This window comes from Kribbella shirazensis (assembly GCF_011761605.1).
Taxonomy (GTDB): Bacteria; Actinomycetota; Actinomycetes; order Propionibacteriales; family Kribbellaceae; genus Kribbella; species Kribbella shirazensis.
On the sequence record NZ_JAASRO010000001.1, the window covers coordinates 3,880,502 to 3,892,169 of the forward strand.

Consider the following 11,668-nt stretch of genomic DNA (forward strand, 5'->3'; position numbering starts at 1 on the left):
GGCCCATCGAGTCTCACTGCGTTGTCCCCACGACGCGTCGTGCTGCTCACCAAGACAGGAATTCCAAGGGAGACCCCACAAACGTGGCAGTCAAGATCCGTTTGAAGCGCATCGGCAAGAAGCGCACCCCGCACTACCGCATCGTCGTGATGGACGCCCGCGCCAAGCGGGACGGCCGCGCGATCGAGGAGATCGGGATCTACAACCCGAAGACCGAGCCCTCGTTCATCCGCGTCGAGTCGGAGCGGGCGCAGTACTGGCTGGGCGTCGGCGCGCAGCCGAGCGAGGCCGTCGAGGCGCTCTTCAAGGCCACCGGCGACTGGCAGAAGTTCAAGGGCCTGGACGCCCCGGCGCCGCTGCGGGTGGCCGAGCCGAAGCGGGACAAGCAGGAGATCTTCAACGAGGCGCTGGCCGAGGCCCACGGCTCGCTGAAGACCGAGGCGGTCACCGCCAAGAAGACGGCGAAGAAGGCCGAGAAGAAGGACGACGCCGCCGAGGCCCCCAAGGCCGACGAGGCGAAGGCCGACGAGGCCAAGGCCGACACCAAGGCTGACGAGCCCAAGGCCGACGAGGCTGCGGCCGAGTCCACCGAGGCCTGACCATGATGGAGACCGAGGCGCTCGAGCACCTGGTCCGAGGCATCGTGGACAACCCCGACGACGTCAGCGTCCGGGCCCGGAACCTGCGGCGTGGCCGCACCCTCGAGGTGCACGTCCACCCCGACGACATCGGCAAGGTGATCGGCCGCAACGGCCGCACCGCCACCGCGATCCGCACCGTCGTCGGCGCCATCAGTTCCGAGTCCTCGCTGCGCATCGACTTCGTCGACGAGCTCAACCGGCGTCCGCGCCGCTGACTCGGTAGTTCACAGCAGTCCTGTGAGGGGCCGCACCCGGTCTGGGGTGCGGCCCCTCATCTCGTACAAAGGAGTAATGCAGGTGTTGGTGACTGTCGGGCGGATCGGCCGCGCGCACGGGATCAAGGGCGAGGTCGGCATCGACGTACGTACCGACGAGCCGGACCGCCGGTTCGCCGACGGAGCGACCGTCGTGACCGATGCCAAGGTGTCGCGGACACTGACGATCGCCTCGAGCCGCTGGCACAGCGGGAAGCTGTTGGTGAAGTTCGCCGAGGTGCCGGACCGGACCGCGGCGGAGCAGCTGCGCAACCTGGTCATCCAGTCCGAGATCGACGAGGACGAGCGGCCCGAGGACCCCGAGGAGTACTACGACCGCGACCTGATCGGCCTCGCGGTCCGCACCACCGACGGCGCCGACGTGGGCGAGGTGACCGACGTCGTGCACCTGCCGGCGCAGGACCTCCTGGAGATCCGGCGTACCGCGGGCAACCTCGTGCTGGTCCCGATGGTCGAGGAACTCGTCCCGGAGATCGACATCGACAAGCGGTACGTCGTCGTGGCGGACCGCCCCGGCCTGCTCGACCCCGAGGGCGCAGAGGTCGTCCCGACCGAGCCGGAGGGCTGACATGCGGCTGGACGTCGTCACGATCTTCCCGGAGTACCTGGCCGCCCTCGACGTCTCCCTGGTCGGGAAGGCGGCCAAGAGCGGTCTGCTGGACGTCCACCTGCACGACCTGCGCGACTGGACCCACGACCGCCACCGGACCGTCGACGACACCCCGTACGGCGGGGGAGCGGGCATGGTGATGAAGCCGGAGCCGTGGGGGCAGGCGCTGGACGCGATCGCCCCCGTCGACGGTCCCGCGCAGCCGCGGCTGATCGTTCCGACGCCGGCCGGGCGTCCGTTCACGCAGGAGCTCGCGTACGAGCTGGCGGCCGAGCCGTGGCTGGCGTTCACCTGCGGCCGGTACGAGGGCATCGACGCGCGCGTGGCGTCGTACGCCGCCGAGCGGATGCGCGTCGACGAGGTGTCCATCGGGGACTACGTGCTGAACGGCGGTGAGGTCGCCGTCCTCGTCATGGTCGAGGCCGTGGCCCGGCTCCTGCCCGGTGTGATCGGCAACCCCGAGTCGCTGGCCGAGGAGTCGCATTCCGGCGACGGCCTGCTCGAGTACCCGGTCTACACGAAGCCGCCGAGCTGGCGCGGGCACGACGTACCCGAGGTCCTGCTGTCCGGCAATCACGGGCTGATCGCGCAGTGGCGCCACGAGGAGTCGGTACGGCGTACCGCAGAACGCCGGCCGGATCTGCTGGCGGCGTGGGGCGACGTACTGGCCGGCAAGGACGAGGCGAGTGCCGGGGTCCGCATCCTGCCCGCTACGACGGCCGATGCAGGCGAGATCCACGTGCTGCAGCTGGCCGCGTTCCTGTCCGAGGCCCGGCTGTACGACGACTACACGATCCCGCCCCTGACCGAGGACCCCGGCGCGACCGTGGCGCGTCTGGAACGCGGGACCGTCCTGAAGGCGGTCGCCGGCAGCCGCATCGTCGGCTCCGTTCAGTTGACGGTCGACGGTGAGGTCGGCTCGATCGAGCGACTTGTCGTTGCTCCCGACTGGCAGGGCCGCGGCCTCGGTACGCGCCTGCTGCGGGCCGCCGAGCAGCTGGCTCCGGCGGACGTCACGTCGTACACCTTGAACACCGGTGCCCAGAGCGACCGGAACCTGGCGCTCTACCGGAAGGCGGGCTACCGGGAGACCCGCCGCACGCCCCAGACGCCGAAGGTCGATCTGGTCTACCTGGCGAAGCGTCGTCGCCGTAAGTGACGAGCGTGAGCCGAGCCGTAGCTTTACCCTGCGCTGACGACTCGGGCTGATTTCGTTACCGTGAGGGGCGTGTGGCAAGATTGTCTGCTGCTGCCCTTCGGTGCTCCTGCCACAGGGGGTGACCACCGACCGGCAGCCTTTTGATGACTTCATCACCACCGACATTCGTGGGTGACCTGTGGCACGCGCGAGGAAGAGACACCTGATGAGCAAGGTCCTGAACGAGCTCGACAACGCGAGCAAGCGCGACGACATCCCCGCCTTCCGCCCCGGTGACACCGTCAAGGTGCACGTCAAGGTCGTCGAGGGCAACCGGTCCCGCGTCCAGGTCTTCCAGGGTGTCGTGATCCGCCGCCAGGGCGGCGGCCTGCAGGAGACCTTCACGGTCCGCAAGGTCAGCTTCGGCGTCGGCGTCGAGCGGACCTTCCCGGTGCACACCCCGATCGTCGAGAAGATCGAGGTCGTCACCCGCGGCGACGTCCGCCGCGCCAAGCTGTACTACCTGCGCGAGCTGCGCGGTAAGGCGGCGAAGATCAAGGAGAAGCGCGAAGTTCCGGCCTCCTGACGCCGCGTAACGACGACGGTCACCTATGGCGCCGAGCACTGCGACTCGCGCTCGCCCTCGCCCGGTTTCCAGGAGGGCACGTCGCAGCAAGGGACGTCACCGCAGGCTGAAGCAGCGGAATCCGCTGCTCAGCCTGCTCGTCGAGATGGGCACCGTCACGGCGCTCGCGCTCGTCATCACGGTGGTCCTGCGGCTGTTCGTCGCGGAGGCGTTCTACGTCCCGTCGGAGTCGATGTACGACACGCTCACGAAGGACGACCGGATCCTCGCCGAGAAGATCAGCTACCTGCACCGCGACGTCGACCGCGGTGACATCGTCGTCTTCAAGGACCCCGACAACTGGCTGAACGAAGAGCAGGTTCAGCCGGGCGCGATCCGCCGGCTCGGTGAGTTCGTCGGCATCCTGCCGCGCAGCGGTGAGGGTCACCTGGTGAAGCGGGTGATCGGCCTCGGTGGCGACCGGGTGATCTGCTGCAACAAGCAGGGCCAGATCACCGTCAACGGCATCCCGCTGGACGAGCGGGAGTACCTGCTGCGCGACGCCAGGCCGTCCGAGCAACCTTTCAACGTGCTGGTGCCGGCCGGTCACCTGTGGGTGATGGGGGACAACCGGGCCGAGTCCGCCGATTCCCGCGCCCACATGGGCGGCCCCGGCGGCGGATTCGTGCCGGTCGACAACGTGGTTGGCCGGGCCTGTTGCGTAATCTGGCCGTCTGACCGGATGACGATGCTGCGTCCTCCGGAAACCTTCAAGAAGCCGGGGCTGAAGAAGTGACCGATACGCCGACCAAGACGGACGCCAAACCCGCCCATCGCTCGGGCTTCGCGGCGGCCGCCCGTGAGTTCGTGCTGATCGTGGTCGGGGCGCTGATCGTCTCGTCGATCCTGCGGGCTTTCGTCGGGCAGATGTTCATCATCCCGAGCGAGTCGATGGAGAACACCCTGCTGGTCGGTGACCGGGTCGTGGTCGAGAAGCTGACCGGCGTCGAGCGTGGTGACGTGGTCGTGTTCGAGGACCCGGGCGGCTGGCTCGGCGCGGAGGAGAGCGGCCAGAAGCGCGGCTCGGTCGGCCGGTTCTTCGAGATCGTCGGCCTGCTGCCGGACTCCAGCCACGGCCACCTGATCAAGCGCCTGATCGGCATGCCCGGCGACAAGGTCGCCTGCTGCGACTCCAAGGGCCGCCTGCTGGTCAACGGCCAGCCGCTCGACGAGACCAGCTACCTGTACCCCGGCGACGCCCCGTCCCAGATGGAGTTCCAGGTCACCGTCCCGGCCGGCCGGGTCTTCTTGATGGGCGACCACCGGTCCGCCTCCGGCGACTCCCGGGTGCATCTGCAGGACCTCGACGCGAACGGCGGGAACCAGGGCGACGCGGCGTTCGTGCCGCTCGACAAGGTCACCGGGCGGGCGATCATGATCGTCTGGCCGGCGGGGCGGTGGGGCAAACTCGGCGTACCCGACACGTTCAAGTCGGTCCCGGGGGCCGGTCCGGCACCGGACAAACCGTCGATCTCCCTCACGGCACCACCCAAGACCGCCGGCTGAACGGGACCTCTGAGATGGCCGCCGCCGTCTGCGGTTGTCGGCTGCTGTGCTTAGGGTGGGTTGTGTGATGCGGAGGGCTGGATGAGCGCGCTGCCGCGCGGGAGCACGGTACGGCGGGACGCCGGGTTGTACGGGTACGAGCGGGCCCTGCGCCGGGTCGGTCTGGATCCGATCGCCGGCGTCGACGAGGCCGGTCGCGGACCGTGTGCCGGCCCGCTGGTGGCCGCCGCGGTGATCCTGCCCGACGGCAAACGCGGCCAGATCCCGGAGCTGGCGGACTCCAAGCTGCTCACCGCGAAGGCGCGGGAGCGCTGTTACGAGGAGATCCGCAAGCGGGCGGTCGCGTGGTCGGTGGTGTCCATCGAGGCGGCCGAGTGCGACCGGCTCGGCATGCACGTCGCGAACGTGGAGGCGCTCCGCCGGGCGCTGTTCCGGCTCGACGTGCGGCCGGCGTACGTGCTGACCGACGGGTTCGGCGTCGACGGGCTCGGCGTACCGGGCCTGGCGATCTGGAAGGGTGACCGCGTGGCGGCTTGTATCGCGGCGGCGTCCGTGATTGCCAAGGTGACGCGGGACCGGGTGATGGAGCACTGGGACAAGGAGTACCCGCAGTACGGGTTCGGGATCCACAAGGGTTACTGCACCCCGGAACACCAGGCGGCACTGGACGAATACGGCCCGTGCCCACAACATCGACGGCGGTTCGAGAATGTCCGCCGCAGTCTGCGGCCCGATATGGGACAGAATGTGACCAGTCCCACCGGAGTGGAGAGCCTGCATGAGCGCTGACGACCTTGAGAAATACGAGACCGATATGGAGCTGCAGCTCTATCGGGAGTACAAGGACGTCGTCGGGATCTTCAAGTACGTCGTCGAGACCGAGCGGCGCTTCTACCTGTGCAACGCGGTAGATCTGAAGGTTCGCACCGAAGGCGGCGACGTGTACTTCGAGGTGACCATGGCCGACGCATGGGTCTGGGACGTCTACCGTTCCGCCCGTTTCGTCAAGAACGCCAAGGTGGTCACCTTCCGCGACGTCAACATCGAGGAGCTCGCGAAGTCCGACCTCGAGGTCCCGAAGGATTCCGACTTCGGTCGCTGACCGCTGTCCACGGTGGGCAGTTGTCCACAAGTTGAAGGAGAGGTCCGTTTCCGAGGCCTGATCCCGGCATCTTCTCTGCCGGAGGTGGTCATCGATGCGGACCAGGAACACCGTCGGACGGTACGGCGAGGATCTCGCCGCGAGGTATCTCGCCGGAGAAGGTTTCGCCGTGCTCGAGCGCAACTGGCGCTGCGAGCTCGGCGAGATCGACATCGTGGCGCGCGAAGGCGGCACACTCGTCGTCTGTGAGGTGAAGACCCGCCGCGGGCTGAACTACGGCTCACCGCTGGAGTCGATCACCTACCGCAAGCTGGTGACGCTGCGGAAGCTGGCGGGCCGCTGGCTGCAGACCCATCAGCTCAGACCGGCCGCGGTCCGGATCGACATCATCTCGGTCCTGTTCGACCACAACACGCCTCCGCGGGTGGATCACGTGCGAGGTGCGGCCTGATGGCGCTCGCACAGACCTGGTCCGTCGCTCTGGTCGGGCTGGAGGGCCACCTCGTCGAGGTGGAGGCCGACATCGCCCAGGGCCTGCCGAAGACGACCCTGATCGGTCTCCCGGACACATCCCTGTCCGAGGCCCGCGACCGGGTCCGCGCCGCCGTGGTGAACAGCGGCGAGCGGTTCCCTGACCGGAAGGTCACGATCGGCCTGTCGCCCGCGACCTTGCCCAAGACCGGCTCGCACTACGACGTCGCCATCGCCTTGAGTTTGCTGACGGCAGCCGGCGTGGTCGATCCCGGCGCGCTCCGCCGGACGGCGATCATCGGCGAACTGGGGCTCGACGGCCGGATCCGTGAGGTCCGCGGCGCGCTCGCCATGACGCTGGCGGCGTCCCGCGCCGGCTTCGACCGCATCGTCGTCCCGGACCTGAATGTCGGCGAGGCCCGCCTGGTCCCCGGCATCCAGGTGTACGGCGCTCGCTCGCTGCGTCAGGTCCTCGCGCTCCTCCGCGGGACCGAGATCCCGGACGAGGCACCGCCTCGCGCCGAGCCACGCCTGGTGTCGGAGTCGCTGAGCCGGGTGCCGGCGGTCGATCTCGACGACGTCATCGGCCAGCAGGAGGGCCGCCGAGCGATCGAGGCCGCGGCCGCCGGTGGGCATCACCTGTTCCTGCACGGACCGCCCGGGTCGGGCAAGACGATGCTGGCCGAGCGCCTCGCAGGCCTGATGCCCGACCTGAGCACGGACGACTCGCTGGAGGTCTCGGCCGTGCACTCGCTCGCGGGGCTGCTCACGAACGACGCCGAACTGGTCGTCCGGCCGCCGTTCATCGCGCCGCACCACACAGCGTCGCTGGTGAGCCTCGTCGGCGGCGGGTCGGGTGTGCCGAGGCCGGGCGCGATCAGCTGCGCGCACCGCGGCATCCTCTTCATCGACGAGGCGCCGGAGATGCACCCGCTGACCCTGGACACGCTCCGGCAGCCGCTCGAGTCGGGATTCGTCGAGGTGCACCGCGCCGCGGCTGTCGCCAAGTTCCCGGCCCGCTTCATGCTGGTCCTGGCCGCCAACCCGTGCCCTTGTGGCCTGTCCGGCACCAATCAGGGCATCTGCAGCTGCACGCCCCAGGTCCTCGCGCGATACCGCCAACGGATCAGCGGCCCGATCAAGGACCGCCTGGACATCCAGCGCCAGATCCTGCCGGCCGCCCGGACGGTCACCGACGGCCAGACCGTGGAGTCGACCGCAGTCGTCGCCACCCGGGTCCAGGCCGCCCGCGATCGCCAGGCACACCGCTACCGCAAGACGGCCTGGACCTTGAACAGCGAGATCCCCGGCCCTGTCCTGCGCCGCGACTACCCCTTGGACGACGCCAGCCACCGCCTCCTGGAAGACCACTACGCCGCCGGCCGCCTCACCGCCCGCGGCTTCGACCGAGTCGTCCGCCTCGCCTGGACCCTCACCGACCTGGCCGCCCTGGCCACGCCCACCGTCGACCAGACCCACGAAGCCTTCCAACTCCGGTCCGGCCAGCCCCTGACCCCGCTCACCGACACGCGCCCCCTCAAAGGACCCCTCCAATGACAAGCAGCCCGGTCCTGACCAATACCCCCGAATACTCCCGTCCGATCCATCAGACAAGCGTCCTTGCCAGCAGCAACGAGGCTCACGAACCCGCTGCGGCTGCGTGCACAGCGCGGCTCAGGCCCCAGGAACTTGTCGCCCGAGACCGTGCCGGCGCTGGATCCGGCTCCGGCAGCGGGAGCCCTGGGGCCGAGATGACGACCGGGGCGAACGGCGACCAAGAGCGACTTGCCCGCGCCGGCCTGTCGCGCGTCGTCGAGCCAGGTGACCTCGCCGCCCTGAAGGCCTTCGACGGCCTGCCTGCCTTGGAGATCTGGGACCGTCTCCAACGCGGTGCCCCGGGCCTCGAGCGCTGGTCCACACGCCTGGCCGACGCCAACCCAGAGCGAGATCTCGAGCGCGCCGCAGCCGCGGGAGCACGGTTCGTGATCCCGGGCGACGACGAGTGGCCGGACCAACTCGACGTACTCGAAGAAGCAGGACAACTGACCCGCCGAGCCGGAGTGCCGTACGGCCTCTGGGTCCGCGGCCGCGCAGACCTCCGCCACGCGGTAACCCGAGCCGTTGCACTGGTCGGTGCCCGCGCCTGCTCGTCGTACGGCGAGCACGTGGCGGCCGAGTTGTCCTCGGGCCTGGCCGACAACGGCGTGACGATCGTTTCCGGTGGTGCCTTCGGCATCGATGCGGCCGCACACCGGGGAGCACTCGCCGCCTCCGGCCTGACGATCGCGGTCCTCGCCTGCGGGGTCGACGTCAGCTACCCGAAACGCAACTCGGCCCTGCTCAGCCGGATCGCCGAGGACGGCCTGGTCGTCGCCGAGCTCCCACCCGGCTGCTCACCGACCAAACTCCGCTTCCTCGCCCGCAACCGCCTGATCGCCGCGATCACCCAAGGCACCGTGGTCATCGAGGCCGCGGTCCGCAGCGGCGCCCTGAACACCGCGGGCTGGGCCGAACAATGCGGCCGGACCGTCCTGGCAGTCCCCGGTCCCGTCACGTCCCGCATGTCCGCAGGCAGTCACCTACTCGTCCGCGAACGCAACGCCGTACTGGCAACCAACGTCGCCGACATCATCGAGGCAACGTCGCCGTTCGGTACCAACCTGGCCCCACCCCCTAGAGCCCCACAGACCGTCACCGACACCCTCCACCCCGACCTCCAACGCACCCTGGACGCCGTTCCCGTGCACCACCCAGCCCCCGCCACCAGCATCGCCGCAACCGCAGGCCTGGACCTCCCCACAACCGAGCGCTACCTACAAACCCTCGCCACCCTGACCCTGATAACCCAAACCCCCACCGGCTGGCGCCTCGCCCCGAGCATCCCCGACCCCAGCTCACCCTCTGGCTGACCGCGGCCGAAACAGGCACCGGCGCCGGTAAAGCAGCACGACCGGCGTCTTGCCCGCGCGGTCATTTCGACTGGGGGAGTGCGATTGGCTCAATTCGAGGGCGGGCGAGGGTCTTGTAGTCGGCGCCCGAGAGCATGATCGAGCGGTCCAGCCGGGCGGCGTTGAAGTAGATCTCGGGCTCGGCGATCACGGCAGGGTCGGCGATGAGCTCCAGCGCGGGGTCGAGGCTGAACGGCAGCACGGTACCGGGGACGGTTCGGGCGAGTCGTTCCGCGGTCGCGTGGTCGGCGAATCCGACGTACCGGGCGCCGTACAGCTGTTTGATCGCGTCGAGGTCGACCCGGCAGTCCCCGGGGACGACGGCGAGCACGTGGCGCGTCGTCCGTTTGTCGGGCTTCACGATGAGGATGATGCACTTCGCGGCCAGCGATACCGGATGGCCGCGGAGGCCGCTCACCTTCTCGGTGGTGCCCTCGGGCTCGTGATCGATGAGTTTGTAGCTGACCGCTGCCTCGTCGAGCAGTTCGATCAGGCGGCGGTAGGTGTCAGGGTCCGGCATGTCGGCTCCCGGTGGTTGCGTTCGATGGACTGACCCCAGGTCGTTCCGGCCAGCATGAGTACGGCGCCGATCGCGACGGGGATCGTCAGCTGCTCGTTGCCGAGGATGATGCCTGCGGCCATGGCCCACATCGGCTCGGTCCCGAGCAGCAGGCTGGCGCGGCTCGCCGAGGTGCGCTGGATGGCCCAGGTCTGGGCGAGGAAGGCGAAAACGCTGCAGAACAAGGCGAGGTACGCCAGTTGAAGCCAGGTCGCAGAGTCGGTTGCGCTCGGCAGATGGTGTACCGCGGGTGCCGCGAACAGCGCCGTGCCGACGAGAGTCTGGACCGTTGTCAACGGCAATGGTCTGATTCCGGTCGCCACGCGTCCGACCAGCGCGACGTGGCCGGCGCGGACGACGGCCGCCGCGAGTATGAGTGCATCGCCGAGTCCCGGTGCGTGCAGGCCGTCGCCGGACATCAGGAAGCCGATGGCGACGACGCAGACGCCGGCTGCGAGGTAGAAGCGTCGTGGGACGCGGCGGCGATCCAGCAACGGGGTGATGACGAGCGTGAAGCTGATGATCAGCCCGGCGTTGGCGGCGCTCGTGTGTGCGACGCCGTACGTCTCGATGAGCAACACGGCAGCTTGGGTGATGCCGAGGAGCCCGCCTGCCTTCAGCTCGCGGCGGTTGATGCGTCGTACAACGAGCACGAGTGCGAGTGCCGCGATGGCGTAGCGGAGAAAGAGCACGGTCAGGACCGGCGCGCTGCCGGTCGCGGTCTTGGCCGCGAGGTAGCTCGAACCCCACACCATCGCCACCAGAAGCAGGACGATGTCAGGACGGCGGGATTCTGGCACGGCTCCAACGGTGACGGACCGGAATGTTGAAGCCAAGTACCACTTTCTAAAGCAACCTTGTAGGACACCTACAGTGTGGAGATGGACGAACGGCAGCTGCGGGTACTTCGGGAAGTCGGCGAGCTGGGCAGCGTGACGGCGGCGGCGGAGGCGTTGATGGTCACGCCGTCGGCGGTGTCGCAGCAGCTGCGACTGCTTCAGCGGTCAATCCCGGTTCCCCTGACCGAGCGCGACGGTCGGCGAGTGGTGCTGACGGCTGCGGGGCGCGCGCTCGCCGGTGCCGCGGCGGATGTGGAGTCTGCTCTGGCCCGGGCGCGGCACACTGTGGACGAGTTCGTCGAGCAGCCCGACGGATTGGTGTCCGTGGCCGCGTTTCACAGCGCTGCCGCGGCCTTCTTTCCTTCGCTGTTGCGCGCCGAGATCGCGCCGCAGCTCGGTTTGCATGACGAGGACGTGCCGCAGGACGAGTTTCCGGCCCTGACGCGCGAGTACGACCTGGTGTTGGCGCACCGGCTCGACCACTCTGCTTCGTGGCCGCGGACGGTGGCGGTCACGCCGCTCCTGCACGAACCGCTGGACGTCGCCGTACCTGCTGATCATCCACTGGCGGCGAAGCGCTCGCTCTCGCCGCGCGACGTGGCCGGCGAACCCTGGATCACGGTGCACGACGGATTCCCGCTGATGGCGACCGTCGAGGCGATCGGGGCGGCCGCCGGCGAGCGTCTCGCGCTGGTTCACCGGGTCAACGAGTTCACCGTTGTCGCCGAGCTGGTGGCGGCCGGCGCGGGCATCGCGTTGATGCCTCGATGGACCACCCGTCCGCACGAGGCCGTAGTGCTCCGGCCGCTTCGCGGCGTCCACACCCGCCGTCACATCGACGTCCTCCACCGCCCCGAACGGACCGCCCGCCAGGCGGTCCGCACGGTCCTCGCCGGCCTCCAACGGGCAGCTGACACGATCCGGCGAGCAGGGTGACCAGTTCCTCGGTCGGCC

Annotated in this window: 15 protein-coding genes; 13 read left to right on the top strand and 2 right to left on the bottom strand. The window is 69.2% G+C overall.

Annotation, left to right across the window (positions count from 1 at the left end; genetic code table 11):
* The first annotated feature begins 83 nt into the window (after window positions 1-83).
* From rpsP to dprA, 12 genes are all read left to right on the top strand, one after another.
* Window positions 84-599, top strand: a complete 516-nt coding sequence (gene rpsP, locus BJY22_RS18990; RefSeq protein WP_167208588.1) for a 30S ribosomal protein S16 — start codon at window positions 84-86, stop codon at window positions 597-599.
* A gap of 5 nt (window positions 600-604) precedes the next feature.
* Window positions 605-856 carry an RNA-binding protein gene (locus BJY22_RS18995; protein ID WP_167218408.1) on the top strand — a complete coding sequence of 84 codons (252 nt, stop codon included), beginning with the start codon at window positions 605-607 and terminating at the stop codon, window positions 854-856.
* An 82-nt stretch (window positions 857-938) separates the two neighbouring features.
* A complete protein-coding gene (gene rimM, locus BJY22_RS19000) occupies window positions 939-1,484 on the top strand; it encodes a ribosome maturation factor RimM (RefSeq protein WP_167208590.1) in 546 nt (181 codons plus the stop codon).
* A 1-nt stretch (window position 1,485) separates the two neighbouring features.
* Window positions 1,486-2,685, top strand: a complete 1,200-nt coding sequence (gene trmD, locus BJY22_RS19005; protein ID WP_167208592.1) for a tRNA (guanosine(37)-N1)-methyltransferase TrmD — start codon at window positions 1,486-1,488, stop codon at window positions 2,683-2,685.
* Window positions 2,686-2,890: 205 nt separating this feature from the next.
* The gene (rplS, locus tag BJY22_RS19010; RefSeq protein WP_167208594.1) at window positions 2,891-3,250 is read left to right on the top strand and encodes a 50S ribosomal protein L19; all 360 of its coding nucleotides are present in this window, start codon (window positions 2,891-2,893) and stop codon (window positions 3,248-3,250) included.
* A gap of 145 nt (window positions 3,251-3,395) precedes the next feature.
* Window positions 3,396-4,025, top strand: coding sequence for a signal peptidase I (gene lepB / locus BJY22_RS19015; RefSeq protein ID WP_238350395.1), 630 nt, complete (start codon window positions 3,396-3,398; stop codon window positions 4,023-4,025).
* Window positions 4,022-4,795: a signal peptidase I gene (gene lepB, locus BJY22_RS19020; RefSeq protein ID WP_167208598.1), complete on the top strand. Its 774-nt coding sequence runs from the start codon at window positions 4,022-4,024 to the stop codon at window positions 4,793-4,795. Before lepB (BJY22_RS19015) ends, lepB (BJY22_RS19020) begins: the two co-directional genes overlap by 4 nt.
* 81 nt (window positions 4,796-4,876) lie before the next feature.
* Window positions 4,877-5,584, top strand: a complete 708-nt coding sequence (locus tag BJY22_RS19025) for a ribonuclease HII (RefSeq protein ID WP_167208600.1) — start codon at window positions 4,877-4,879, stop codon at window positions 5,582-5,584.
* Window positions 5,574-5,897 carry a DUF2469 domain-containing protein gene (locus BJY22_RS19030; RefSeq protein WP_012922325.1) on the top strand — a complete coding sequence of 108 codons (324 nt, stop codon included), beginning with the start codon at window positions 5,574-5,576 and terminating at the stop codon, window positions 5,895-5,897. Before BJY22_RS19025 ends, BJY22_RS19030 begins: the two co-directional genes overlap by 11 nt.
* A gap of 94 nt (window positions 5,898-5,991) precedes the next feature.
* Window positions 5,992-6,348 (top strand): YraN family protein, encoded by a 357-nt coding sequence (locus BJY22_RS19035; RefSeq protein ID WP_167208602.1) that lies wholly within the window; start codon window positions 5,992-5,994, stop codon window positions 6,346-6,348.
* On the top strand, window positions 6,348-7,925 hold the full coding sequence (locus BJY22_RS19040; RefSeq protein WP_167208604.1) for a YifB family Mg chelatase-like AAA ATPase: 1,578 nt from the start codon (window positions 6,348-6,350) through the stop codon (window positions 7,923-7,925). The genes BJY22_RS19035 and BJY22_RS19040 overlap by 1 nt, the downstream gene beginning before the upstream one ends.
* A gap of 194 nt (window positions 7,926-8,119) precedes the next feature.
* Window positions 8,120-9,277: a DNA-processing protein DprA gene (gene dprA / locus BJY22_RS19045; protein WP_167208606.1), complete on the top strand. Its 1,158-nt coding sequence runs from the start codon at window positions 8,120-8,122 to the stop codon at window positions 9,275-9,277.
* Window positions 9,278-9,338: 61 nt separating this feature from the next.
* Here dprA and BJY22_RS19050 read toward each other — a convergent pair whose 3' ends face one another.
* Together BJY22_RS19050 and BJY22_RS19055 are read right to left on the bottom strand one after the other, a co-directional pair.
* Complete coding sequence (locus BJY22_RS19050) at window positions 9,339-9,836, bottom strand: YbaK/EbsC family protein (protein WP_167208608.1); 498 nt, start codon at window positions 9,834-9,836, stop codon at window positions 9,339-9,341.
* Window positions 9,806-10,675 carry an EamA family transporter gene (locus BJY22_RS19055; protein WP_167208610.1) on the bottom strand — a complete coding sequence of 290 codons (870 nt, stop codon included), beginning with the start codon at window positions 10,673-10,675 and terminating at the stop codon, window positions 9,806-9,808. Before BJY22_RS19055 ends, BJY22_RS19050 begins: the two co-directional genes overlap by 31 nt.
* 81 nt (window positions 10,676-10,756) lie before the next feature.
* On the opposite strand from BJY22_RS19055, the gene BJY22_RS19060 reads away from it, so the two are divergent.
* Window positions 10,757-11,650: a LysR family transcriptional regulator gene (locus BJY22_RS19060; RefSeq protein WP_167208612.1), complete on the top strand. Its 894-nt coding sequence runs from the start codon at window positions 10,757-10,759 to the stop codon at window positions 11,648-11,650.
* Window positions 11,651-11,668 lie beyond the last annotated feature (18 nt).